General features: G+C 72.3%; 21 protein-coding genes and 1 tRNA gene. 15 read left to right on the top strand and 7 right to left on the bottom strand.

What is annotated here, in order from left to right:
* Positions 1 to 202: 202 nt before the first annotated feature.
* The 5 genes from paaA to paaE are packed head-to-tail and all read left to right on the top strand — an operon-like array spanning position 203 to position 3828.
* Positions 203 to 1216 (top strand): 1,2-phenylacetyl-CoA epoxidase subunit PaaA, encoded by a 1014-nt coding sequence (gene paaA, locus AB0A94_RS18070; protein ID WP_361745361.1) that lies wholly within the window; start codon positions 203 to 205, stop codon positions 1214 to 1216.
* Positions 1213 to 1500, top strand: a complete 288-nt coding sequence (gene paaB / locus AB0A94_RS18065; protein ID WP_030820009.1) for a 1,2-phenylacetyl-CoA epoxidase subunit PaaB — start codon at positions 1213 to 1215, stop codon at positions 1498 to 1500. The genes paaA and paaB overlap by 4 nt, the downstream gene beginning before the upstream one ends.
* A complete protein-coding gene (gene paaC / locus AB0A94_RS18060) occupies positions 1497 to 2234 on the top strand; it encodes a 1,2-phenylacetyl-CoA epoxidase subunit PaaC (protein ID WP_361745359.1) in 738 nt (245 codons plus the stop codon). Before paaB ends, paaC begins: the two co-directional genes overlap by 4 nt.
* Positions 2228 to 2770 (top strand): 1,2-phenylacetyl-CoA epoxidase subunit PaaD, encoded by a 543-nt coding sequence (gene paaD, locus AB0A94_RS18055; protein WP_361745357.1) that lies wholly within the window; start codon positions 2228 to 2230, stop codon positions 2768 to 2770. Before paaC ends, paaD begins: the two co-directional genes overlap by 7 nt.
* Positions 2770 to 3828: a 1,2-phenylacetyl-CoA epoxidase subunit PaaE gene (gene paaE, locus AB0A94_RS18050; protein WP_361745356.1), complete on the top strand. Its 1059-nt coding sequence runs from the start codon at positions 2770 to 2772 to the stop codon at positions 3826 to 3828. Before paaD ends, paaE begins: the two co-directional genes overlap by 1 nt.
* Before the next feature lie 20 nt (positions 3829 to 3848).
* Here the strand turns inward: paaE and AB0A94_RS18045 are convergent, their stop codons facing one another.
* The 4 genes from AB0A94_RS18045 to AB0A94_RS18030 all read right to left on the bottom strand — a co-directional run bounded on the left by AB0A94_RS18045 (position 3849) and on the right by AB0A94_RS18030 (position 7413).
* Entirely contained in the window at positions 3849 to 4178 is a 330-nt protein-coding gene (locus tag AB0A94_RS18045; RefSeq protein WP_217127376.1) for a rhodanese-like domain-containing protein, read from the bottom strand.
* Positions 4179 to 4230: 52 nt separating this feature from the next.
* Positions 4231 to 5070, bottom strand: a complete 840-nt coding sequence (locus tag AB0A94_RS18040) for a J domain-containing protein (RefSeq protein ID WP_361745354.1) — start codon at positions 5068 to 5070, stop codon at positions 4231 to 4233.
* An 86-nt stretch (positions 5071 to 5156) separates the two neighbouring features.
* On the bottom strand, positions 5157 to 6617 hold the full coding sequence (locus tag AB0A94_RS18035; protein WP_361745352.1) for a DUF2252 domain-containing protein: 1461 nt from the start codon (positions 6615 to 6617) through the stop codon (positions 5157 to 5159).
* Between the two features lie 130 nt (positions 6618 to 6747).
* Positions 6748 to 7413 (bottom strand): ScbR family autoregulator-binding transcription factor, encoded by a 666-nt coding sequence (locus tag AB0A94_RS18030; protein WP_361745351.1) that lies wholly within the window; start codon positions 7411 to 7413, stop codon positions 6748 to 6750.
* A 244-nt stretch (positions 7414 to 7657) separates the two neighbouring features.
* Here AB0A94_RS18030 and AB0A94_RS18025 point away from each other — a divergent pair, with 244 nt between their 5' ends.
* Together AB0A94_RS18025 and AB0A94_RS18020 are read left to right on the top strand one after the other, a co-directional pair.
* Positions 7658 to 8617 (top strand): ScbA/BarX family gamma-butyrolactone biosynthesis protein, encoded by a 960-nt coding sequence (locus AB0A94_RS18025; protein WP_361745349.1) that lies wholly within the window; start codon positions 7658 to 7660, stop codon positions 8615 to 8617.
* Complete coding sequence (locus AB0A94_RS18020) at positions 8614 to 9582, top strand: NAD-dependent epimerase/dehydratase family protein (RefSeq protein WP_361745347.1); 969 nt, start codon at positions 8614 to 8616, stop codon at positions 9580 to 9582. Before AB0A94_RS18025 ends, AB0A94_RS18020 begins: the two co-directional genes overlap by 4 nt.
* Here the strand turns inward: AB0A94_RS18020 and AB0A94_RS18015 are convergent.
* Positions 9567 to 10199: a response regulator transcription factor gene (locus AB0A94_RS18015; RefSeq protein WP_361745562.1), complete on the bottom strand. Its 633-nt coding sequence runs from the start codon at positions 10197 to 10199 to the stop codon at positions 9567 to 9569. The two genes, AB0A94_RS18020 and AB0A94_RS18015, sit on opposite strands and share 16 nt — an antisense overlap.
* 23 nt (positions 10200 to 10222) lie before the next feature.
* Positions 10223 to 11506 (bottom strand): sensor domain-containing protein, encoded by a 1284-nt coding sequence (locus AB0A94_RS18010; RefSeq protein WP_361745345.1) that lies wholly within the window; start codon positions 11504 to 11506, stop codon positions 10223 to 10225.
* Positions 11507 to 11688: 182 nt separating this feature from the next.
* Here AB0A94_RS18010 and AB0A94_RS18005 point away from each other — a divergent pair, with 182 nt between their 5' ends.
* Entirely contained in the window at positions 11689 to 12435 is a 747-nt protein-coding gene (locus AB0A94_RS18005; protein ID WP_361745343.1) for an ABC transporter ATP-binding protein, read from the top strand.
* Entirely contained in the window at positions 12429 to 14885 is a 2457-nt protein-coding gene (locus AB0A94_RS18000) for an FtsX-like permease family protein (protein ID WP_361745341.1), read from the top strand. The genes AB0A94_RS18005 and AB0A94_RS18000 overlap by 7 nt, the downstream gene beginning before the upstream one ends.
* Before the next feature lie 354 nt (positions 14886 to 15239).
* Here the strand turns inward: AB0A94_RS18000 and AB0A94_RS17995 are convergent.
* Positions 15240 to 15323: transfer RNA gene (locus AB0A94_RS17995), tRNA-Leu, on the bottom strand.
* A 506-nt stretch (positions 15324 to 15829) separates the two neighbouring features.
* On the opposite strand from AB0A94_RS17995, the gene AB0A94_RS17990 reads away from it, so the two are divergent.
* From AB0A94_RS17990 to pknB, 6 genes are all read left to right on the top strand, one after another.
* Entirely contained in the window at positions 15830 to 16672 is an 843-nt protein-coding gene (locus AB0A94_RS17990; RefSeq protein WP_361745339.1) for a DUF3662 and FHA domain-containing protein, read from the top strand.
* A 10-nt stretch (positions 16673 to 16682) separates the two neighbouring features.
* Complete coding sequence (locus tag AB0A94_RS17985; RefSeq protein WP_217127360.1) at positions 16683 to 17192, top strand: FHA domain-containing protein; 510 nt, start codon at positions 16683 to 16685, stop codon at positions 17190 to 17192.
* A gap of 141 nt (positions 17193 to 17333) precedes the next feature.
* The gene (locus AB0A94_RS17980; RefSeq protein WP_361745337.1) at positions 17334 to 18878 is read left to right on the top strand and encodes a Stp1/IreP family PP2C-type Ser/Thr phosphatase; all 1545 of its coding nucleotides are present in this window, start codon (positions 17334 to 17336) and stop codon (positions 18876 to 18878) included.
* Between the two features lie 27 nt (positions 18879 to 18905).
* Positions 18906 to 20354 (top strand): FtsW/RodA/SpoVE family cell cycle protein, encoded by a 1449-nt coding sequence (locus AB0A94_RS17975; RefSeq protein ID WP_361745335.1) that lies wholly within the window; start codon positions 18906 to 18908, stop codon positions 20352 to 20354.
* Positions 20351 to 21817 (top strand): penicillin-binding transpeptidase domain-containing protein, encoded by a 1467-nt coding sequence (locus AB0A94_RS17970; RefSeq protein ID WP_361745334.1) that lies wholly within the window; start codon positions 20351 to 20353, stop codon positions 21815 to 21817. The genes AB0A94_RS17975 and AB0A94_RS17970 overlap by 4 nt, the downstream gene beginning before the upstream one ends.
* 168 nt (positions 21818 to 21985) lie before the next feature.
* Complete coding sequence (gene pknB / locus AB0A94_RS17965; protein WP_361745332.1) at positions 21986 to 23995, top strand: Stk1 family PASTA domain-containing Ser/Thr kinase; 2010 nt, start codon at positions 21986 to 21988, stop codon at positions 23993 to 23995.
* The last annotated feature ends 104 nt before the right edge of the window (positions 23996 to 24099 follow it).

Here is a 24099-nt window from a genome sequence, read left to right as displayed (position 1 = left end):
CGGCCGTCCGGGCACAGTCCCGCCGGGATCCCGTTCCGTGGCCGTCGCCACACCGCGGACCGAGCAGCGTCGTCCACGGGCGGTCCCCGCAGGTTATCCACAGCGGTTGACACCTCGCGGCGCCCGTCTCACCATGGAATCGCACGAACCGAACGATCGGTCGGGAGCGTGCTCCGGGAAGCATCCAGTCGAGGGGGACCCCATGGCGACAGCAGCCGCCCGCGATACGGCCGGCAGCCAGGCGTACGACGCACCGGCCGACGCCGGCGACACCGCCGGTCACGAGCGGGCCTTCGACGCGGCCGTCGCCGCCGACGAGCGGATCGAGCCGCGCGACTGGATGCCGGACGCCTACCGGGCCACGCTCGTCCGGCAGATCGCCCAGCACGCGCACTCCGAGATCATCGGCATGCAGCCGGAGGCCAACTGGATCACCCGCGCGCCCTCGCTGCGCCGCAAGGCGATCCTGATGGCCAAGGTGCAGGACGAAGCGGGACACGGCCTGTACCTGTACAGCGCCGCCGAGACCCTCGGCACCAGCCGCGAGGAGCTGCTCGACAAGCTCCACTCCGGCCGCCAGAAGTACTCCTCGATCTTCAACTACCCGACGCTGACCTGGGCGGACGTCGGCGCCATCGGCTGGCTGGTGGACGGCGCGGCGATCACCAACCAGGTGCCCCTGTGCCGCTGCTCCTACGGCCCGTACGCGCGCGCGATGGTCCGCATCTGCAAGGAGGAGTCCTTCCACCAGCGCCAGGGCTACGAGCTGCTGCTGGCCCTCAGCAAGGGCACCCCGGAGCAGCACGCGATGGCGCAGGACGCGGTGGACCGCTGGTGGTGGCCGTCGCTGATGATGTTCGGCCCGCCCGACGACGAGTCCCAGCACTCCGCGCAGTCGATGGCCTGGAAGATCAAGCGCCACTCCAACGACGAGCTGCGCCAGCGCTTCGTCGACATCTGCGTCCCCCAGGCCGAGTCCCTCGGCCTGACCCTCCCCGACCCGGACCTGAAGTGGAACGAGGAGCGCGGGCACCACGACTTCGGCGCGATCGACTGGTCGGAGTTCTGGGACGTCCTCAAGGGCAACGGACCCTGCAACGAACAGCGGCTGACCCGGCGCAGGCAGGCCCACGAGGACGGCGCCTGGGTCAGGGAGGCCGCGGCGGCCCACGCGGCCAAGCACACGAACGGCGAGACAGGAGCTGCACGAGCATGACCCACACCGACTGGCCCCTGTGGGAGGTCTTCGTGCGCTCGCGCCGCGGACTGTCCCACACCCACGCCGGCAGCCTGCACGCGCCGGACGCGGAGCTGGCCCTGCGCAACGCCCGCGATCTGTACACCCGGCGCGGCGAGGGCGTCTCGATCTGGGTCGTCCCGTCGTCCGCGGTCACCGCCTCCTCGCCCGACGAGAAGGACCCGTTCTTCGAACCGGCCGCCGACAAGCCCTACCGGCACCCGACGTTCTACGAGATCCCCGAGGGGGTGCGGCACCTGTGACGACGACCCCCGCCGAGGACACCGCCGACCGCACGGCCGCCGCGCTCGCCCTCGGCGACGACGCGCTGGTGCTCTCCCACCGCCTGGGCGAGTGGGCCGGCCACGCCCCCGTGCTGGAGGAGGAGGTCGCCCTCGCCAACATCGCGCTGGACCTGCTGGGCCAGGCCCGGGTACTGCTGTCGATGGCGGGCGACGAGGACGAGCTGGCCTATCTGCGCGAGGAGCGCGCCTTCCGCAACCTCCAGCTGGTGGAGCAGCCGAACGGCGACTTCGCCCACACCATCGCCCGCCAGCTGTACTTCTCCGCCCACCAATACCTCCTCTACGGCGCACTGGCCGCCGGCGACGGCCCGTTCGCGCCGCTGGCCGGCAAGGCGGTCAAGGAGACCGCCTACCACCGCGACCACGCCGAGCTGTGGACGCTGCGGCTCGGCGACGGCACGGAGGAGAGCCACGCGCGGATGCAGCGGGCCGTGGACGCGCTGTGGCGCCACACCGGTGAGATGTTCCAGCCCGTCGAGGGCCTGGACGTCGACTGGGCCGGCCTGGAGACGGCCTGGCTGGAGCGGATCGGCGAAGTGCTGCGCCGGGCCACGCTCACGGTGCCCGAGGGACCGCGCACGGGAGCGTGGGCGGCCGGCGCCGGCCGTCAGGGCCTGCACACCGAGCCCTTCGGCCGGATGCTCGCCGAGATGCAGCACCTGCACCGCAGCCACCCGGGGGCGACATGGTGACCGCCCTCACCCCGCTGGAGGCCGAACTCCTGGAGCTCGCCGGTTCGGTGCCCGACCCCGAACTGCCCGTGCTGACCCTGCGCGAGCTGGGTGTCGTGCGCGCGGTGCACGCACGCAGCACGGACACCGTCGAGGTCGAGCTGACCCCGACGTACACCGGCTGCCCGGCCGTCGAGGCGATGAGCCTCGACATCGAGCGGGTGCTGCGTGACCACGGGGTGCGCGAGGTCACCGTGCGCCGGGTGCTCGCACCCGCCTGGTCGACCGACGACATCACGGACGAAGGACGCCGCAAGCTGCGGGAGTTCGGCATCGCACCGCCCCGCGTGCGGGCGGCCTCCGGGCCGGTCGGGGTGGAGCTGGGCCCGACGCGCACCCGCGCGTCCCGGCCGGAGGACGAATCGGTGCCCGTCCGCTGCCCGCACTGCGGCTCGGCCGAGACCGAACTGCTCAGCCGCTTCTCGTCCACCGCGTGCAAGGCGCTGCGCCGCTGCCTGGCCTGCCGTGAACCGTTCGACCACTTCAAGGAGTTGTGATGGCCCGCTTCCACCGGCTCGAGGTGGCCGCGGTCGACCGGCTCACCGACGACTCCGTCGCCCTCACCCTCACCGTCCCCCCGCACCTGGCCGAGGAGTACCGGTACGCCCCCGGCCAGCACCTGGCCCTGCGGCGCGTCGCGGACGGCGAGGACATCCGGCGCACCTACTCCATCTGCTCCCCCGCACCCGACGGCGAGGCACCGGACACGCTCCGGGTCGGCGTGCGGCTGGTCGAGGGCGGCGCCTTCTCCACGTACGCGCTCAAGGAGATCAGCCCCGGCGACGAGCTGGAGGTGATGACCCCGGCCGGCCGCTTCACGCTCCCACCCGCGCCCGGCCGGTACGCGGCGATCGTCGGCGGCAGCGGCATCACGCCGGTGCTGTCCATCGTCTCGACCCTCCTCGCGCGCGAGCCGCGGGCCCGGTTCTGCCTGATCCGCAGCGACCGGACGACCGCCTCGACGATGTTCCTGGAGGAGGTCGCCGACCTGAAGGACCGCTACCCCGAGCGGTTCCAGCTGGTGACGGTGCTCTCCCGGGAGGAGCAGCAGGCGGGGCTGCCGTCCGGGCGGCTGGACCAGGAGCGGCTGACCGGACTGCTGCCGGTCCTGCTGCCCGTGGAGCAGGTGGACGGCTGGTTCCTGTGCGGGCCGTACGGCCTGGTCGAAGGGGCCGAGCGGGCGCTGCGCGGGCTGGGTGTGGCGCGCTCCCGCATCCACCAGGAGGTCTTCCACGTGGACGCTGGTACGGCGCCCGTCGCCACGGCGCCCGCCCTCGCGCACGGCACGGTCACCGCCCGGCTCGACGGACGCGGCGGGACCTGGCCCGTCCAGGACGGCGAGTCCCTGCTGGACACGGTGCTGCGCAACCGGCCCGACGCGCCCTACGCCTGCAAGGGCGGGGTGTGCGGGACCTGCCGCGCCTTCCTCGTCTCGGGCGAGGTGCGGATGAACCGCAACTTCGCGCTGGAGTCGGAGGAGACAGAAGCGGGCTATGTCCTGGCCTGCCAGTCGCACCCGGTGACGGAGCGGGTGGAGCTGGACTTCGACCGGTAGCAGCGGGCGCCGGGCGTCCGCTACAGCACGTGTCCCGGCGTCCCGTCGTCGGTGACTACGGGACGTCCGGCGGCCTCCCACACCTGCATGCCGCCGTCCACGTTCACGGCGTCGACGCCCTGCTGGGCCAGATACATGGTGACCTGCGCCGACCGTCCGCCGGAACGGCAGATCACATGGACCCGGCCGTCCTGCGGCGCGGCCTCGGTCAGCTCGCCGTAGCGGGCCACGAACTCACTGAGGGGGATGTGCAGCGCCCCCGCGGCATGACCGGCCTTCCACTCGTCGTCCTCGCGGACGTCCAGCAGGAAGTCGCCGTCCTCGAGGTCCGCGACCCGGACCGTGGGCACACCAGCTCCAAAACTCATGCCCCCGACGCTACCCGACCGGGCAGGTCCCGGCTCAGGCCAGCAGCTCCGCCAGCTCCGCCTCGCGCTCGGTCACCTGGGTCCGCAGCTGCTCGGCGATCTCCTCGAGGAGCCGGTCGGGATCGTCCGGGGCGAGGCGGAGCATCGAGCCGATGGCGCCGTCCTCCAGTTCCCTGGCGACCAGCGTGAGCAGTTCCTTGCGCCGGGCGAGCCATTCGAGGCGGGCGTAGAGCTCCTCGCCCGCGCTCGGGACGCGCTTCAGCTCCGGCCCCTTGGCCCACTCCTCGGCGAGTTCGCGCAGCTCGTCCTCGTTGCCGCGGGCGTAGGCGGCGTTGACGCGGGTGATGAACTCCTCGCGGCGCGCGCGTTCCTTGTCCTCCTGCGCCAGGTCAGGGTGGGCCTTGCGGGCGAGGTCGCGGTAGAGCTTGCGGGCCTCCTCGCTGGGCCGCACCCGCTGCGGGGGCCGCACCGGCTGGTCGGTGAGCATGGCGGTGGCCTCGGGAAAGAGGCCGTCACCGTCCATCCAGCCGTTGAGCAGCTCCTCGACGCCGGGGATGGGCATCAGCCGGGCGCGCGCCTCGTCGGCCCGGCGCCGGTCCTCGGGGTCGTCGCTGCGGGCGGCCCTGGCCTCCAGGATCTGGGCGTCCAGCTCCTCGAGCCGGGCGTACACCGGGCCGAGTTTCTGTTCGTGCAGCCGGGAGAAGTTCTCGACCTCGACGCGGAAGGTCTCCACGGCGATCTCGAACTCGATCAGCGCCTGCTCGGCCGCGCGTACGGCCTGCTCCAGCCGCTCCTCGGGCCGCGCCGCACCACCGCCGCCGGGGGTCCGCTCCGCGCCGGCGCCGCCACTCTGCTCACCTTCCGAGGTCGTCACCCGGACAGCGTAGGCCACCCGCCCGGCACACCACGCTCCGGCGGCACGCTCCCCGGCCGGGCACGCGCGCCTGCCCGGCCGCCCGCTCACACCCCCGTCTCGGCCGCGATCCGTCCCGACCGCACCGCGGTCACCAGGTCCGTGTGGTCCGCCTCGGTGCGGTCGGCGTAGGCGACGGCGAAGGCCGCCACCGCCTCGTCCAGTTCGTCGTTCTTGCCGCAGTAGTCGGCGATCAGGCGGGGATCGGCGCTGTGGGAGTGGGCGCGGGCCAGCAGGGCGCCGGTCATCCGGGCGTAGTCGTCGACCTGGTCGGCGGCCAGCGCGGCCGGATCGACGCTGCCCTTGCGGTTGCGGAACTGGCGCACCTGGAAGGGACGGCCGTCGACCGTCGTCCAGCCCAGCAGGTTGTCGCTCACCACCTGCATCCGCTTCTGGCCGTGGACCACCCGCATGCCCTCGTGGCCGGCCTCGGGAACGTCGAACCCGGCCGCCGGCAGATGCGGCACGAGGGCCGAGGGGCGGGCCTCCTTCACCTGGAGGACCAAGGGCTCGCCCCGGTGGTCGAGGAGCAGCACGACGTACGAGCGGGTGCCCACGCTGCCGGTGCCGACGACGCGGAACGCCACGTCGTGCACCGCGTGCCGGGCCAGCAGCGGGTGGCGGTCGGGTGGGAGCGTGCCGAGGTACTGCTCCAGCGAGGCGGCCACCGCGGCGGCCTCACCGTCCGGTACGCGGCGCAGGACCGGCGGCGCGTCGACGAAGCGGCGCCCGCCGTCCCCGGTCGTCTCGGTGGACCTGGCCGCGAACCGGCCGCTGGTGTTCGCGCGGGCCTTCTCGGAGACCCGCTCCAGGGTGCCCAGCAGGTCGTGGGCGTCGGTGTGGGAGACCAGTTCCTCGTCCGCGATGGCGTTCCAGGCGTCCAGCGCCGGCAGCCTGGACAGCAGCCGCATCGTGCGGCGGTAGGCGCCCACGGTGTCGTGGGCCGCGGCGCGGCAGGTGTCCTCGTCGGCGCCGGCCTCGCGCCCGGCGAGCACCAGGGAGGTGGCGAGCCGCTTGAGGTCCCATTCCCAGGGGCCGTGCACCGTCTCGTCGAAGTCGTTCAGGTCGATGACCAGTCCGCCGCGCGCGTCGCCGTAGAGACCGAAGTTCGCCGCGTGGGCGTCGCCGCAGATCTGGGCGCCGATCCGGGTCATCGGCGTGCGGGCCAGGTCGTACGCCATGAGGCCCGCAGACCCGCGCAGGAAGGCGAACGGCGTCGCCGCCATCCTGCCCACCCGGATCGGTGCGAGCTCGGGCAGCCGGCCCCGGCTGGACTCCTCGACGGCGCTCAGGGCGTCGGGGCGGGAGGCGTCGAGGTCGAGAGCGGCGTGTGCCCCGCGGGGAACCTGCCCGCGCAGGGCCTTGCCCTCGTCCCTGGGGCTGCCCTCGGCGGGCCACTCGGCGAATCCCGGCACCCGCGGCAGCCGCCGCACCGGGGCCGTACCCCCGGTCCCGGTCGCACCGGCGGGCTCACGAGTCCCGGACGTCCCGGCAACAGCTTCGGTCACGGCGACCGCCTCCCCCGTACACCCACGTGCCGTACACACGCGTCGACATCGATCGTGCCGACCGTACAGCCGGCGGCCGAAACGCGTCAGACCCTGTGGACAACTCTCCCGGTGTGGAGAAGTCCGGGCCCTATCCGGCTTCCGCCACCTCTGACCCCACCGGCAGCGGCCGCCCCTCGGCGAGCAGCCGCCCGGCACGGCCCTGGGAGATGTCCAGCCGGGCCAGTACGGCCGGAACGGCCACGCCCGGCAGCATGTGGTGGAACAGCACGGTGACCCGGTGCTCCAGGTCCTGCCGCTGGCAGCGCAGCTGCGACAGGAGCTGCACTCCGGAGAAGCTCGCGACCAGCAGTTCCGCCGTCTCCGTCGGGTCGACGTGCGGCAGCAGTTCGCCTCCCGCCTTCGCCTCGGCCAGGGTCCGGGTGGTCTGGTCGATCCACATGCCGAACGCCGGGGTGCGGTCCAGTCCCAGCGCCCCCTGGTCCAGGGCCAGTCCGACGCTGGCCCGCACCAGCGGCTCGGTCCGCAGCCGCAGCGCCAGCACCAGGCCGGAGTCGACGAGTTCCTGCAGCTTGCTGGACTGGGGCGGCAGGGAGATCGCGAGCTGCTCCTCGAACACGCCGAGCGCCAGCTCCTCCTTGGAGCCGAAGTGGAAGTACAGCGCGCCCTTGGTGACTCCGGCCCGCTCCAGGATCTCCCCGATGGTCGCCGAGGTGTAGCCGCGTTCGTCGAAGACGGCCGCCGCCGCCTCCAGAATGGTCCGCCGGGTGCGGATCGCGCGCTCCTGTCGCGCCATCGGTGCCTCCTGATCTGGGTGGATCTCATGGATCTCTCGGGTCGCACCGTGCAGTCGGCGTAAAGCCGCCGGGAAGCCGCCGTGCGGTCTGTCGTGCTTGCGCGGGCGCGTGGGTTCGTCTCCGGCGATGTGGATCACCCTTGGAAAAAAACCAACTCGTCCGTATCTTAGTGCGAACCGACCCGGGGGCCGATCGCCGATCCCGGGGGTTCCTCACGCCGCAGCCGGATTCCTGGAGCGCACCATGGAGGATCAGACCGGACAGCGGGGCGCGCCCGCAAACACCGTCGACAGACCCGGTGCCCGCACCCGTGTCACGACGGAACTCGCCCACCGCCCCCGCGCGGAGGACGTCTTCCCGGTCGAATGGCTCCGGCTCTCGGACGTCCGCTTCCGTGCCACCGCCCGCTGGCCCGCCGACCACGCCTTCTTCGGCCCCGTAGACGACCGCCGCCAGGATCCGATGATCGTCGGTGAAACGTTGCGTCAGACCTCGATGGCCCTCGCCCACGCGGAGTTCGGCGCCCCGGCCGACACCCACTTCGTCATGCGGGACCTGGACATCTCCGCCGACCCTGACCGACTGCTGCTCGCGGACGCGGACGAGCCGGTCACCGTCGACGTCGTCTGCTCCGAGGTCCGCCGCCGGGGCCGGGGCCTGAACAGCATGCGCACGACGATGGAGTTCCGCCGCGCGGGACGCCTCGTCGCCCGGGGCACCGGCAGCACCGGCTGCACCTCCCCGGCCGCCTACCGCCGCCTGCGGGAAAGCCGACTGACTGCCCAGGCGGCCCGAATACCGCTGCCGGAACCGGTGTCACCCGAACTGGTGGGCCGCCACCGCGCGGAGGACGTCGTCCTCTCCCCCGCGGACCGGCCCGGCTCCTGGCTGCTGCGCGCGCACACCGGGCACCCGGTCCTCTTCCCTCGCCCCAACGACCACATCCCCGGCATGGTCCTCTTCGAGGCGGCCCGCCAGGCCGCGACCGCGTCGTCGGGCCGGCTGCCCTTCCTGCCGTCCGACCTGTCCGTCTCCTTCAGCCGCTACGCCGAACTGGACAGCCCCTGCCGGCTCGACACCGAGGTGCTCGACAAGGGCGAGGACGGGGTGACGGTGCGGGTGTCGGGCACACAGGCCGGCCGGTCCGTCTTCGCCGCCACCCTCACCTGCGCGCCCAGGGCCCCGGTACGGTCCCTGCCGTGACCGTCAACCTCCTGATCACCGGCGCGACGGGCTTCATCGGCAGCCGGGTCGCGGCAGCGGCCCTCGAACGCCCCGAGGTCCGCGTCCGCTCGCTGTCCCGCCGTACGCCGTCCGAGCGGCCGGACTCCGGGACGGTGCCCGGTGATCTCGCCGATCCGCGCACCCTGCACGGCGGTTGCGCCGGTGTCGACGTCCTCGTCCACTGCGCCTCCCGCGTGGGCGGTGATCCGGAGTCCGTCGCCGCGGTCAACGACCTCGGTACGAGGGCCCTGGTGGAGGAGGCCGTACGGAGCGGAGTGCGCCGGATCGTGTACGTGAGCACCGCCGCCGTCCACGGCCGGGGCCCCTTCCGGGGTGTACGGCCCGGCGAGGTCCCGATCGCGCCCGTCTCCGCCACCAGCCGCGCCCGCGCGGCGGCCGAACGGCATGTCCTCGACGCGGGCGGCCTGGTGCTGCGCCCGCACCTGGTGCACGGCGAGGGCGACCGCTGGGTGATCCCCGGACTGGTGGGGCTGCTGCGGGAGTTGTCCGCTACCGTGTCCGGCTGCGAGGCGCTCCAGTCGGTGATCGACGTCGACACCCTGGGCCGGGCGGTCGTCGCCGCGGCACTGTCCCCCGGCCACGGCCCCGGCACCCACTACGTCGCCCACCCGGACCCCGTCCCCGCCTCGGAGCTGCTCGCGGCCGTGTGCGAGCGGGTGGAACGGCCCGGCGACGGCGCCTCGGTGGACGAGGCCACCGCCCGCGCCCGGGCCGCCGGATCCCCGCGTGCGCTGCACCACCTGGACATGCTCACCGTGGACCACTGGTTCGCGGACGACGCCTTCTGGAAGGACCTGGACTGCTCACCGGGTGAGGGGTTCGCCCGCACGTTCGCGAGGTCAGTGCCCTGGTACCGGTCGTACGTGGCGACCGGCCGACAGGAAAACCGTCCGGTCGGTCTGCGGAATCACGCCCGGAGGTAAGCCAGCACTGCGAGGACACGCCGGTGCGTCTCGTCCGTCAACGGCAGGTCCAGCTTCGTGAAGATGCTGCCGATGTGCTTGCCGACGGCGGCCTCCGACACCACCAGCTCACGGGCGATCGCGCCGTTGGACTTGCCCTGCGCTATCAGCGCCAACACCTCCCGCTCCCGCGGGGACAGCCGCTCCAGCGGGTCACGGCGGTGGCGCAGCAACTGCCGTACGACCTCGGGGTCGACCACTGTGCCGCCGTCCGCGACCTGGCTCAGCGCGGTCACGAACTCCTCGATCTGACCGACCCGGTCCTTGAGCAGATAGCCGATGCCGGTGCCGTCACCGGAGTCCAGCAGGTCGGAGGCGTACCGGCGCTGCACGTACTGGCTGAGCACGAGAACGGGCAGCGTGGGCCGCCCGGCGCGCAGCCGCACGGCCGCGCGCAGGCCCTCGTCCTGGAAGCCCGGGGGCATCCGGACGTCCGTCACCACGATGTCGGGTTCGTGTCCACCGACCGCGGCGACCAACGCCTCGGCGTCGCCGACCGCCGCGACGACCTCGTGCCCGCACTGCTGGAGCAGGCCGATCAGGCCCTCCCGCAGCAGCACGCTGTCCTCGGCCAGCACGACGCGCAGTGCTCGGCCGTCTGTCAGGGGGAGCAGGGGGCGCAAGGGATCTCCACACGCAGCAGGGTCGGTCCACCCACCGGACTGGACAGGGTGAGTCTGCCATCGAGCACCGACACCCGGTCGGCGAGTCCGGTCAGCCCGCTGCCCTCGCCCGCCCGCGCACCGCCCCGCCCGTCGTCGCGGACCTCCAGCAGCAGCCGCCCGTCATGGTGCCCGCCGTCCACCCGCGCGCGGCTCGCCCCGCTGTGCCGGGCGACATTGGCGAGCGCCTCGCACACCACGAAGTACGCGGCGGCCTCGACCGGCGTGGGCAGCCGGCCGGTGAGATCCAGGTCCACGTCCACGGGTACGGCGGACCGGTCGGCGGCGTCGGCGACCGCGGCCTCGAGCCCGTAGTCGGCGAGGACCTGGGGGTGGATGCCGTGGATGAGCTCCCGCAGCTCCTGAAGCGCCCGGCCCGCCTCGTCGTGGGCCTTGGCGAGCCGGTCGGCGAGCGGGCCGGGCGGCGCCTCCAGGCGGGCCAGGCCCAGCGTCATCGTCAGGGCGACCAGACGCTGCTGGGCCCCGTCGTGCAGATCGCGCTCGATGCGCCGCCGTTCCGCCTCGAAGGCCTCCACCAGCCGCACCCGGGACCGGGTCAGTTCGGTCACCCTGGCGTCCAGACCGGTCTCGCGCGGGGCGAGCAGCAGCCGGGTCAACCCCGCGCGGGCGCCCGACGCGACGCCCAGCAGGTAGGCGCCCAGGGCGAGCAGGACGATCCCGAGCAGGGCGGCACCGGTCGCCGCCGGCCAGGTGGTGACCGTCCACAGCTTGAGGACTTTCGCCTCCCTGCCGTCCCCGACCGTGGCCATCAGCAGCGGGGTGGCGGTCACGGCCGCCGGGAGGAGCAGGCCGACCGTGAGCACGAGGGCGTCGACCGGCCACAGCAGACCCGCGAACAGCAGCGCGTGACCGAGCTCCCGCCAGGTGGCCCGCTCCCGCAGCCGGGTGGTCAGCCAGACCCGCAGGCCGGGAGCGGCGGGCGGCAGGTGCGGGTCGGGTGCCGGATCGCGGTCGACCAGCCGCAGCCGCCACCGCTCCAGCCGGGCCACCGGTATGCCCGCGAGGGCGGTGCCCAGCAGCAGCGGAAGCCCCACCAGGACCGGCGCGAGCACCCCGCCGGCCACCACCGACACGACGATGCCCACGAGCACCACCGCGCCGGTCACCGCACCGGTGAGCAGATATCCGGCCGAGCGCCACGGCCACGCGGACAACGCGTAACCGGGACGGGACATGGCCTGCCAGGAATTCCGAGGCTGCATGCGGATCACCGTAGAAGCCGGCGCCGTGCGGGGCCATCGGCCCAGGCGGAGGCTTCGGGGTATGCCTGGCCCTACCTTTTTCCTCGCCCCTGCCGTACTGCGCCGACCGGCTCCCGGACGGTTTCGTTTCCCTCGGACGACCAGCCCGGCGGCGACCGGGCCCGGACAGGGGAGTGGGGCACATGAGCCAGAGGAACGGCGACGCGGTCGTCTTGCACCGGGTGAGCCGGCGGTACGGGTCGGGCGACGGCGCGGTGAGCGCGCTGGACGAGGTCTCCCTCACCTTCCCGCGCGGGAGTTTCACCGCCGTGATGGGCCCGTCCGGCTCCGGCAAGTCGACACTGCTGCAGTGCGCCGCGGGCCTCGACCGGCCCACCTCGGGCTCGGTCGCCGTCGGCGGCACCGAGCTGACCGGGCTCGGTGAGAGACGGCTGACCCTGCTGCGCCGCGAGCGCGTCGGCTTCGTCTTCCAGGCGTTCAACCTGCTGCCGGCGCTGACCGCCGAGCAGAACGTCGCCCTCCCGCTGCGGCTGGCCGGCCGGCGCGTGCCGCGGGCCCGGATCCGTGAGGCCCTCCACCAGGTCGGCCTCGGCGACCGCGCCCGGCACCGGCCCGCCGAGCTGTCCGGCGGGCAGCAACAGCGCGTCGCCCTGGCCCGTGCCCTGATCACCCGCCCCGATGTGCTGTTCGCCGACGAACCGACCGGCGCGCTGGACTCCCGCACCGGACACGAGGTGCTCACGCTGCTGCGCGGCATGGCCGACCGCGAGGGACAGACGGTCGTCATGGTGACCCACGACCCGGTGGCCGCCTCTCGTGCCGACCGCGTGGTCTTCCTGGTCGACGGCCGCGTCCACGGCGAGCTGGCCGGGGCGGGCGCCGACGCCGTCGCCGCGCGGATGACCGGGCTGGAGGCCGTGCCGTGCTGAGCCTCGCCCTGCGCACCCTGCGCGCCCGGTGGATCACCTTCGCCGGCAGCTTCACCGCCCTCGCGCTGGGCGTGGCCCTCCTCACCGTCATGGGACTCGCCCTCGCCTCCTCCCTCGACGCTCCCGCGCGGGAACCGGAGCGGTTCGCCGCCGCCCCGGCCGTGGTCAGGGGCGCGGACACCCTGCGCGTACCGACGCCGAACGGCGAGAAGACCGAGGAACTGGCGCACCCGCGCGCGGTGCCGACGGCGACCGTCGCGAAGCTGCGCCGGCTCGGCACGGTCGTCGAGGACCGCTCCTACCCCGTCCGCGCCGAGGGCGGTCCCGGTGAGCTGACCGGCCATCCCTGGTCCACCGCCCCGTACGCCCCGTACACCCTCGAGGCGGGCCGTGCGCCCCGCGCGGACGACGAGGTCGTCGTCAGCGGCGACTGGGCACGCCCCGGCACGCGGGTGCGCACGGACCACGGCACCGTGCGGGTCGTGGGCACGGTGGCCGGCCGCGGCTTCGAGCACGCCGTCTTCCACACCGACGCGCGCGCCGCCGAACTGTCCACGGCCGTCGTCCAGCTGGTCGTCGACGCCGACCCGGCCGCCGTACGGGAGGCGGTGCGCGGAGCCCCGGGCGTCCGGGTCCTCACCGGGGACGACCGCCGGTACGCCGACGCGGATCCCGAACGCGACAGCAAGGCGCTGACCGCGATGAACGCCCTGTTCGGCACGGCGGGCGGGGTCTCCGCCTTCGTCTCGGTGTTCGTGGTGGCGTCCACCTTCGCCTTCACGGTCGACCGGCGGCGCCGGGAGTTCGGGCTGCTGCGCGCCGCGGGGGCGACGCCCGGTCAGATACGGCGCACGGTGGCCGCCGAGGCCCTGCTGGTCGGGGTGCTCGCCTCGGCCGCCGGCTGCGGGCTCGGCGGGTACGCGGCACCCTTGCTGGCCGCGTGGGTGGTCGACGTGGAGCTGGCGCCGGGCTGGTTCACCATCGGCGACGCGGGCTGGCCGTACCCCGTGGCGTTCTGGACGGGGCTCCTCGTCGCCCTGAGCGGTGCCGTCGTGGCCTCCTGGCGGGCGGGGCGCACGGGTCCTGTCCAGGCACTGCGCGAGGCGTCCGTCGACAACGGGGCCATGACGCGGGGGCGGCGGCTGTGCGGCACGGCCCTGCTGCTGACCGCCGGGGTGACGCTCGCCGTGGCGCTGCTCGGCGATCCGGGCGACCTGCTGCACCGCAAGACCTACATCACCCGGCCCATGCTGCTGATCACCGCCGCCGCGCTGCTCGCCCCGCCGGTGGTACGTCCGCTGGCCCGGCTGCTGGCCTGGCTTCCGGCCCGGCTGCCGGGGGCGGTCGGCATGCTGATGCGGGAGAACGCGGCCGCCGGGGCCCGCCGTACCGCCGCGGTCGCGGCGCCCGTGCTGGTCACGGTCGCCCTGGCGGGCTCGCTGCTCGGCACCACCGCCACCCTGGACCGCGCCAGGGCCGCCGAGACGCGGGAGCGGACCGCCGCGGCGTTCGTCGTCACGGCCGCCGGAGACGGGGCCTTCGACGCACGGACCCTGGAGCGGTTGCGCGCGGTGCCCGGCGCGCGGGTGTCGGCGAGTGCGCCGAGCGCGGTGTACGTCCTGGAGGAGGGCGTGGCGCTGATCAGGTCCGAGGCCCGGGCCGTCGACCCCGGGGCGCTGGCGGCCACCGCGCGGCTGCCGCTCGCCGCGGGGAGGGTCACCAACCTCGACGACGGATCGATCGTCGTCAACGAGGAGTGGGAGCGGCACACGGTCGGGCAGCGCGTGCGGGTGTGGCTCGGGGACGGCACGGAGCGGATGCTGCGGATCGCCGCGGTGATGACCACCGGCACCGGCGACAACGGCGTCTACGTCACCCCGGCCAACGCGCCGGGCGCGCGCGTGGACCGGGTGGACGTCGCCCTCGCGGACGGTGCCGACGCGCGCGCGGTGGCCGCCGGTCTGGAGCGGGCGGTGCGGCCCCTCGGCGGTCAGGTCCGCGCCGGGGACCGGTGGGCGGCCGCCTCGGCCCCCGGGAGCGAACGCACCACCCGCTACGGCCTCCTGCTGGTCCTCGGCATCGCCCTGCTCTACACGGGCATCTCCCTGGCCAACACCATGGTCATGGCGACCTCCGACCGGGTGCGCGACCTCGCGGTACTGCGGCTGGCCGGGGCCACGCGGTGGCAGGTACTGCGCATGGTGGGCGCGGAGTCGCTGACGGTGGTCGCGGTCGGCGCGGTCCTGGGCCTGGCCGTGACCGCGCTCAACCTGGCCGGCACCTGGGGAGCCCTGTTCCTGCTCTCGGCCCCCGCCACGATCGCCCTCCCCTGGTCCACGCTCGCCGCCGTCACAGCCGCCTGCGCCGTACTCGCCATGGCCTCCGCGGTCGTACCCGCCGCCCTCGCCCTGCGCCGGCCCGCGCCGGAGTCGGCGGGCATCCGCGAGTGACCCCTCCCGAAGCGGCGGGCATCCGCGAGCGCCCCTGCCCGAACCGGCGGGCATCCGCGAGTGACCCTCCCGAACCGGCGGGTGTCCGTAGATAAGCCCGCGAGGCCCGCTCCGGAACCGGCGGGTGTCCGCGAATGAGCCCACGAGGCCCGCTCCGAATGTCCCGCCGGCGCCCTCCCCGCGCGCTTCCGAGGACCCTCGGAGACCCCCACCACGCGCTCCCGAGGGGGAACGGCACGCCACTCCACGAAGAAAAGGATCATGAGATGTTCCTCACACGCCACCCGGCCGCCGCACTCGCTCCGAGCATGCGAAACGGGCGGCATCCGAGGGATGCCGCCCGTTTCGACGGTGTGCGCGAGGGGGGAGTTGAACCCCCACGCCCTTGCGGGCACTGGAACCTGAATCCAGCGCGTCTGCCTATTCCGCCACCCGCGCATTGGGTGTGTCTTCCGCGCCCTGCCCCGTTTGGGGCCCTGCGCCTTCCGACACCCAGAACATTAGCACGCTGGCCGGGATGGATTCACATCCCTTTCCCCGCGGCCGTCCCACCGCCCCCACCCGCCCCGACGAGCCCGGATCGCCCCGGCCGGCCTCCCCCGGGCCCCGATGTCGCGGCGGTGACCGCTTCACGTATCAACCTCGTACCGGTGGTCCCCGTCTGTACAGGAGCCGGACGGAGTCCACAGCCGGGTGCGGGACACTGGTCTGCGGCCCCCTCTACGATCCATGGCAGAACGACGCGCACGAGCACGACCGAAGGAGTTCGAAGAGGGGCCCCGGAGGGAACTTCGTCAGGCGTCGACACCCGTCGACCGGGCCGACAGGGGGAACCAGCCGATCGACCGGCGCGTGGATACGATCAGTAAGCAGTACCAGGTAGGCGGTGCACGAAACAGTGCACCGGGCAGTACACAGGACGGCAGCGACGGAGGAGGTGCCCCATGGGAGTCCTGAAGAAGTTCGAGCAGCGTCTCGAAGGTCTGGTCAACGGCACCTTCGCCAAGGTGTTCAAGTCCGAGGTGCAGCCCGTGGAGATCGCGGGAGCGCTCCAGCGGGAGTGCGACAACAACGCCACCATCTGGAACCGCGACCGCACCGTCGTACCCAACGACTTCATCGTCGAACTGAGCACCCCGGACTTCGAGCGGCTCAGCCCGTACTCCGGCCAGCTCGGCGACGAGCTCGCCGGCATGGTGCGCGACTACGCCAAACAGCAGCGCTACACCTTCATGGGTCCCATCAAGGTGCACCTGGAGAAGGCGGACGACCTCGACACCGGCCTGTACCGGGTCCGCAGCCGTACGCTCGCCTCCTCCACCGGCCAGACCCCCGGCGCTCCCGGCGGCGCACCGCCGGCCGGCCGCCCCGGCGGCTACGGCTACCCGTCGGCCGGCCCCGCGGGCGCCCCGCCCATGCCGGCCGCGCCGCCGCCCGGCGGTGGTTACGGCTACCCGCCGCCCGCGGGCGGCCAGCGGCCACCCGCCGCCCCCGCGGCCGGCGGACGCACCCGCTACTGGATCGAGATCAACGGCACCCGCCACCAGATCTCCCGTGCCACCCTCGTGATGGGCCGCAGCACCGAAGCCGACGTGCGGATCGACGACCCCGGCGTCTCCCGCCGGCACTGCGAGATCCGGACCGGAACGCCCTCGACGATCCAGGATCTCGGATCCACCAACGGCATCGTGGTGGACGGGCAGCACACCACCCGCGCTACGCTCCGCGACGGCTCGCGGATCGTCGTGGGCAGCACCACCGTTATCTATAGGCAAGCCGAAGGGTGAAGCGGGGGCAATGTCAGAGCTGACCCTCACGGTCATGCGGCTCGGGTTCCTGGCCGTACTGTGGCTGTTCGTGATCGTGGCCGTGCAGGTCATCCGGAGTGACCTGTTCGGCACTCGCGTCACCCAGCGCGGATCACGGCGGGACGCCGGCCGGCCGCAGCAGGCCGCCCGCCAGGCACCTCCGCAGCAGCGCCAGCAGTCCGGCGGCGGCCGCCGCGGCCGCAACACCCCCACCAAGCTGGTCGTGACCGAGGGCACCCTCACCGGCACCACCGTCGCCCTCCAGGGCCAGACCATCACCCTGGGCCGGGCGCACGACAGCACCATCGTGCTGGACGACGACTACGCCTCCAGCCGCCATGCCAGGATCTACCCGGACCGCGACGGCCAGTGGATCGTCGAGGACCTGAGCTCCACCAACGGCACCTACCTGGACCGGACCCGGCTGACGACCCCCACACCGATTTCGCTGGGCGCACCGATCCGCATCGGCAAGACCGTCATCGAGCTGCGGAAGTAGTGCTACACCAATGAATGAGCGCGAGCGGAGCGAGCACGCAGTGGGGGTCCCCACCCAGGGTCCCGGCGCGCTCCCGACCGGAGGGTGGGCAGTGTGGCTCGACACGACCGGCTGTACCCGGAGCCGACTGGCGAGGTGCGCATGAGCCTGTCTCTGCGCTTCGCCGCCGGATCGCACAAGGGCATGATCCGGGAGGGCAACGAGGACTCCGGTTACGCCGGTCCCCGCCTGCTCGCCATCGCCGACGGCATGGGCGGCGCCGCCGCCGGCGAGGTCGCCTCCTCCGAGGCGATCTCCACCATCGTCGCCCTCGACGACGACGTCCCCGGCTCCGACGTGCTCACCTCGCTCGGCACCGCCGTCCAGCGCGCCAACGACCAGCTGCGCATGATGGTCGAGGAGGACCCCCAGCTCGAGGGCATGGGCACCACCCTGACCGCCCTGCTGTGGACCGGTCAGCGCCTCGGCATGGTGCACGTCGGCGACTCCCGCGCCTACCTCCTGCGCGACGGCGTCCTCACCCAGATCACCCAGGACCACACCTGGGTGCAGCGTCTGGTCGACGAGGGCCGGATCACCGAGGAGGAGGCCACCACCCACCCGCAGCGCTCCCTGCTCATGCGGGCCCTCGGCAGCGGCGAGCACGTCGAACCCGACCTGTCCATCCGCGAGGTCCGGGCCGGCGACCGGTACCTGATCTGCTCCGACGGCCTGTCCGGTGTGGTCTCCCACCAGACCCTCGAGGAAGCCCTGGCCAGCTACCAGGGCCCCGAGGAGACCGTCCAGAACCTGATCGAACTGGCCCTGCGCGGCGGCGGCCCCGACAACATCACCGTGATCGTCGCCGACGTCCTGGACCTCGACACCGGCGACACCCTCGCGGGGCAGCTGTCCGACACCCCGGTCGTGGTCGGCGCCGTGGCCGAGAACCAGAACCAGCTCTCCGACAACGGCATCATGCAGACCCCCGCCGGCCGCGCCTCCGGTCTCGGCCGCCGGCGCCAGGAGGGCGGCGGGGGCGAGTTCGGCCCGCCCGGCAGCGGCGACATCACCGGCTTCATCCCCACCGACGGCTTCGCCTACGGCGACGACGACTTCGTCAAACCCGCCAAGAACCGCCGGTGGCTCAAGCGGTCCGTCTACAGCCTGCTCGCGCTCGCCGTCCTCGGCGGCAGCATGTACGGCGGCTGGCGCTGGACCCAGACGCAGTACTACGTCGGCACCAACGGCGAACACGTCGCCCTGTACCAGGGCATCAGCCAGGACCTGGCCTGGGTCTCCCTCTCCGAGATCGAGAAGGACCACCCGGAGATCGAACTCAAGTACCTGCCGCCCTACCAGCGGAAGCTGGTCGAGGCGACCATCGCCGACGGCGACCTCTACGGCGCCCGCGCGAAGATCGAGGAACTGTCGGTACAGGCCTCCGCGTGCAAGAAGCAGGCCGAGCGGCGCTCCGCCGAGAGCGAGAAGAACGCGAAGACCGGCGAGGGCGAGGCCGGAGGCACCACGGGAACCACACCCGCCTCCTTCACGTCCAAGGTCTCGCCTTCGCCGAACCCCTCGGGCTCGGCGAAGGCCCCGGAGCAGTCCACGCCCCCGTCCACGACCGCCGCACCCACTCCCAGCCCCGGCCCCAGCCTCTCGGAGGAGGAGCAGAAGGTCGTCTCGCTGTGCGGTAAGCAGTAGGCAAGCCGTGAGAGGCCCTGTCACACGATGAGCAGTACTACCAACCCGTCGACGCAGCACACGTCCACGATCGGCGCGATCGGCGCACCCAGCCGCCGCAACACCGAGCTCGCGCTCCTGGTGTTCGCCGTCGTCATCCCGGTCTTCGCCTACGCCAACGTGGGACTGGCCCTCAACGACGAACTGCCCACCGGGCTGCTGAGTTACGGCCTCGGCCTCGGCCTGATGGCGGGCGTCGGCCACCTCGCCGTACGGAAGTTCGCCCCGTACGCGGACCCGCTGATGCTGCCGCTGGCCACCCTGCTCAACGGCATCGGCCTGGTCGCCATCTGGCGCCTGGACCAGTCGAGGCGACTGCAGGCGAGCAGCACGTTCGTCGAGGCGGCGCCGCGCCAGCTGATGTACTCCGCGCTCGGCGTCGGCCTGTTCATGGCCGTACTGTTCTTCCTCAAGGACCACCGCGTCCTGCAGCGCTACACCTACATCTCCATGGCCGGCGCGCTGGTCCTGCTCCTCCTGCCGCTGGTTCCGGGCCTCGGCCACAACGTCTACGGCGCCAAGATCTGGATCAAGATCCCCGGTCTCGGCACCCTCCAGCCCGGCGAGTTCGCCAAGATCGTCCTCGCGGTCTTCTTCGCGGGCTACCTCATGGTCAAACGCGACGCCCTGGCCCTCGCCAGCCGCCGCTTCATGGGCCTCTACCTGCCCCGCGGCCGCGACCTCGGCCCGATCATCGTCGTCTGGATCATCTCCATCCTGATCCTGGTCTTCGAGACCGACCTCGGCACCTCGCTGCTGTTCTTCGGCATGTTCGTGATCATGCTGTACGTCGCCACCGAGCGGACCAGCTGGATCGTGTTCGGCCTGCTGATGTCCGCGGCCGGCGCCGTCGGCGTGGCGAGCTTCGAGCCGCACATCCAGACGCGTGTGCAGGCCTGGCTCGACCCGATGCGCGAGTACGAGCTCAGCCGCGCCGGGGTCCAGGACGGCATCGTCCACTCCGAGCAGGCCATGCAGGCCCTGTGGGCCTTCGGCTCCGGCGGCACCCTCGGCACCGGCTGGGGCCAGGGCAACTCCGACCTCATCGGCTTCGCCGCCAACTCCGACTTCATCCTCGCCACCTTCGGCGAGGAGATCGGCCTGGCCGGCGTCATGGCGCTGCTCCTGCTCTACGCGCTGATCGTGGAACGCGGCGTGCGCACCGCCCTCGCCGCCCGCGACCCGTTCGGCAAGCTGCTCGCCATCGGACTGTCCGGCGCCTTCGCGCTCCAGGTCTTCGTCGTCGCCGGCGGCGTCATGGGCCTCATCCCCCTGACCGGTATGACGATGCCCTTCCTGGCGTACGGAGGCTCCTCCGTCATCGCCAACTGGGCGCTGATCGGCATCCTGCTCAGGATCAGCGACACCGCCCGCCGTCCGGCGCCCGCCCCCGCCACCAACCCCGACGCCGAGATGACCCAGGTGGTCCGCCCGTGAACAAGCCCCTGCGCCGGGTCGCGATCTTCTGCGGCCTGCTCATCCTCGCCCTGCTCATCCGGGGCAACTGGCTGCAGTACGTCCAGGCCGACAAGCTGGCCTCCGACGACGAGAACCGCCGCGTCAACATCGAGCGCTACGCCACCCCGCGCGGCAACATCATCGTCGACGGCAAGGCGATCACCGGTTCCGTCGAGTCCAAGAGCGGCGACTACAAGTTCAAGCGCACCTGGACCGACGGCGCCATGTGGGCACCCGTCACCGGCTACTCCTCGCAGGCCTTCGGAGCCAACCAGCTGGAGAAGCTGGAGGACGGCATCCTCACCGGCAACGACGACCGGCTCTTCTTCCGCAACACCCTCGACATGATCACGGGCAAGCCGAAGGAGGGCGGCAGCGTCGTCACCACCCTCGACGCCGCCGCGCAGAAGGCCGCGTACGAGGGTCTCGGTGACAAGAAGGGCGCCGTCGCCGCGATCGAACCGGCGACCGGCAAGATCCTGGCGCTGGCCTCCACGCCGTCCTACGACCCGTCGAAGTTCGCCGGGACCTCCGACAAGGACGCCAAGGCCTGGCAGAAGGTCCAGAAGGAGAACAACCCCGACGACCCGATGCTGAACCGGGCGCTGCGCGAGACCTACTCGCCGGGCTCCACCTTCAAGGTGGTCACCGCCGCGGCGGCGCTGGAGGAGGGCTTGGTCACCGACATCGACGCCAAGACCGACACCCCGGAACCGTGGATCATGCCGGACACCACCACGCCCCTGCGCAACCACGGGAACATCCGCTGCGAGAACGCCAGCCTGCGAGAGTCCCTCCGGGTCTCCTGCAACAGCGTCTTCGGCAAGCTCAGCCACGAGGTCGGCAACGAGAAGATGATCGAGTACGCGGAGAAGTTCGGCTTCAACAACCCCGAGCTGGACACTCCCGTCCGCGCCGCCGAGAGCGTCTTCCCCGAGGACAACAGGTCGCAGAACGCCATGGCCGGCATCGGCCAGGCCTCCAACCGCGCCACCCCCCTCCAGATGGCCATGATCACCGCGGCCATCGCCAACGACGGCAAGCTGATGAAGCCGTACATGGTCGACCAGCTCAAGGCCGCCAACCTGGACACCATCGAGACGACCGAACCGCAGGAGCTGTCCCAGCCCGTCTCCTCGGAGAACGCGCAGAAGATCCAGGAGATGATGGAGACCGTCGTCGAGGAGGGCACCGGAGGCAACGCCCGGATCGACGGCGTCACCGTCGGCGGCAAGACCGGTACCGCCGAGCGCGGCATCAACAACAGCGAGAAGCCCTACGCCTGGTTCATCTCGTACGCCGAGACCGACGAGGGTTCCCCGGTGGCCGTCGCCGTCGTCGTCGAGGACAGCAACGCGACCGGTGCCGACATCAGCGGTGGCGGCCTGGCCGCACCGATCGCCAAGGACGTGATGGAAGCGGTCATCAAGGGCAAGCAGTGACCCCGGTCACGTTTACTTCACATCGGTGCACGTTGCGGTACCGGTCCCGTATCGGCTGACGCACTTGGCCAGGTCACACAAAAAGAGCCGGGTACGGTAGGCCCGGACGGCAGCCTCCGGCGGCACGCGTGTGCCGCCCGGGACCGACGGAGAGGGCTGGTAGTAGCTATGGAAGAGCCGCGTCGCCTCGGCGGCCGGTACGAGCTGGGCCCGGTGCTCGGCCGTGGTGGCATGGCGGAGGTTTACCACGCGCATGACACCAGGCTCGGGCGCCAGGTGGCGGTGAAGACGCTGCGTGCGGATCTCGCACGCGACCCGTCCTTCCAGGCCCGGTTCCGCCGGGAGGCCCAGTCGGCCGCCTCGCTCAACCATCCCGCGATCGTGGCGGTCTACGACACGGGCGAGGACTACATCGACAACGTGTCGATCCCGTACATCGTCATGGAGTACGTCGACGGCTCCACGCTCCGTGAGCTCCTGCACAGCGGCCGCAAGCTGCTGCCGGAGCGGACGCTGGAGATGACCATCGGCATCCTCCAGGCCCTGGAGTACTCCCACCGGGCCGGCATCGTCCACCGCGACATCAAGCCGGCCAACGTCATGCTGACGCGCAACGGCCAGGTCAAGGTCATGGACTTCGGCATCGCCCGCGCGATGGGCGACTCCGGCATGACGATGACCCAGACCTCGGCCGTCATCGGCACCGCCCAGTACCTCTCGCCGGAGCAGGCCAAGGGCGAGCAGGTCGACGCGCGCTCCGACCTGTACTCCACCGGCTGCCTGCTGTACGAGCTGCTGACCGTCCGGCCGCCCTTCGTGGGCGACTCCCCGGTCGCGGTCGCCTACCAGCACGTACGGGAGGAACCGCAGCCGCCGAGCGTCTTCGACCCCGAGATCACGCCCGAGATGGACGCGATCGTGCTGAAGGCGCTGGTCAAGGACCCCGACTACCGGTACCAGTCGGCCGACGAGATGCGCGCCGACATCGAGGCCTGCCTCGACGGCCAGCCCGTCGCGGCGACCGCCGCACTGGGCGCGGTCGGCTACGGCGGCTACCCCGACGACCAGCCGACGACGGCCCTGCGCCAGGGCGCGGACCCCGGTGCCGCGACCTCGATGCTGCCGCCCGTGAACCCGGACGACGGCGGCTACGGCTACGACGACCGCCAGAGCCGCCGGCGCCAGCCGAAGAAGAACAACACCTCGACGATATTGCTGGTCGTGGCGGGCGTCCTGGTCCTCATCGGCGCGATCCTGATCGGCCGCTGGGCCATCAGCGGCGACGGCGGCGTGGGCAACGACACCGTCGCGACCCCGAACTTCGTCGGCGCGACCAAAGCGGACGCCGAAAAACAGGCCGTCAACGGCGACTTGAAGCTCACCTTCGAGGAGAAGCCCTGCGAGAACCAGAGCAAGGGAAAGATCTGCTCGCAGGACCCGACGGCAGGCACGAAGGTCGAGAAGGACTCCACCGTCAACCTGGTGGTCTCCACCGGAGCGCCGAAGGTGGCCGTGCCGAGCGTCGTCGGCGACAGCCTCGATGAGGCCAAGGCCGAGCTGGAAGGCGACAAGTACGAGTTCGTCGTGGAGACCGAGCAGGAGGAGTCCACGGAGGAACCCGGCACCGTCCTCAAGCAGGATCCGGGCCTCGGCGAGGAGGTGGAGAAGGGCACCACCATCACCCTCACCGTCGCCAAGGCAGAGGCCAAGTCCATCGTCCCGGACGTCATCAACCAGCTCTGTGACGCGGCCAAGGCCCAGATGACGGCCAACGACCTCGTGGGCACCTGCGTCGACGAGGAGACCGACGACCCGAACCTGGTCGGCAAGGTCATCCGCACCAGTCCGGCCGCGAACACGCAGGTCGACAAGAACTCCCAGGTGCAGATCTTCGTCGGCAAGGCCAAGGAGAACCAGCAGGTCGCGGTCCCGAACATCAACGGCGCAACCCTCAAGGAGGCGCGGAAGATGATCGAGGAAGCCGGACTCGCGGTCGGCAACATCGGTGGTTCGCAGGACGAGAACTCCCGGGTCATCACGTCCAGTCCCGGTCAGGGCACCCCGGTCGACAAGGGCACGGCGATCAACCTGGTCACCGTGGCCCAGGGCGGCAACAACGGTGACAACGACGGCGGCGGCATCTTCGGCGGCCTCACCGGCGGCCGCGAGGACGACTGACGCGTAGCCCTCCGCACGAACAGGAGCCCCGGCCCTCTCCGGAGAGGGCCGGGGCTCCTGTTGTGAGTCCGTTCCGCACACGCGCCTTCGCCTCGCTCGTGCCT

The organism is Streptomyces sp. NPDC044984, from assembly GCF_040646935.1.
Taxonomy (GTDB): Bacteria; Actinomycetota; Actinomycetes; order Streptomycetales; family Streptomycetaceae; genus Streptomyces.
This window is presented reverse-complemented; position numbering and strand designations above follow the sequence as displayed.

Excerpts from the sequence above, each read along its gene's own strand:
- AB0A94_RS17975 (WP_361745335.1), top strand. The coding sequence starts at position 18,906 with ATGAGCAGTACTACCAACCCGTCGACGCAGCACACGTCCACGATCGGC.
- AB0A94_RS18025 (WP_361745349.1), top strand. The coding sequence starts at position 7,658 with ATGGAGGATCAGACCGGACAGCGGGGCGCGCCCGCAAACACCGTCGAC.
- paaD (WP_361745357.1), top strand. The coding sequence starts at position 2,228 with ATGGTGACCGCCCTCACCCCGCTGGAGGCCGAACTCCTGGAGCTCGCC.
- AB0A94_RS18010 (WP_361745345.1), bottom strand. The coding sequence starts at position 11,506 with ATGCAGCCTCGGAATTCCTGGCAGGCCATGTCCCGTCCCGGTTACGCG.
- pknB (WP_361745332.1), top strand. The coding sequence starts at position 21,986 with ATGGAAGAGCCGCGTCGCCTCGGCGGCCGGTACGAGCTGGGCCCGGTG.
- AB0A94_RS17990 (WP_361745339.1), top strand. The coding sequence starts at position 15,830 with ATGGGAGTCCTGAAGAAGTTCGAGCAGCGTCTCGAAGGTCTGGTCAAC.
- AB0A94_RS17980 (WP_361745337.1), top strand. The coding sequence starts at position 17,334 with ATGAGCCTGTCTCTGCGCTTCGCCGCCGGATCGCACAAGGGCATGATC.
- AB0A94_RS18030 (WP_361745351.1), bottom strand. The coding sequence starts at position 7,413 with ATGGCGCGACAGGAGCGCGCGATCCGCACCCGGCGGACCATTCTGGAG.
- AB0A94_RS17985 (WP_217127360.1), top strand. The coding sequence starts at position 16,683 with ATGTCAGAGCTGACCCTCACGGTCATGCGGCTCGGGTTCCTGGCCGTA.
- paaA (WP_361745361.1), top strand. The coding sequence starts at position 203 with ATGGCGACAGCAGCCGCCCGCGATACGGCCGGCAGCCAGGCGTACGAC.
- AB0A94_RS18005 (WP_361745343.1), top strand. The coding sequence starts at position 11,689 with ATGAGCCAGAGGAACGGCGACGCGGTCGTCTTGCACCGGGTGAGCCGG.
- paaB (WP_030820009.1), top strand. The coding sequence starts at position 1,213 with ATGACCCACACCGACTGGCCCCTGTGGGAGGTCTTCGTGCGCTCGCGC.
- paaE (WP_361745356.1), top strand. The coding sequence starts at position 2,770 with ATGGCCCGCTTCCACCGGCTCGAGGTGGCCGCGGTCGACCGGCTCACC.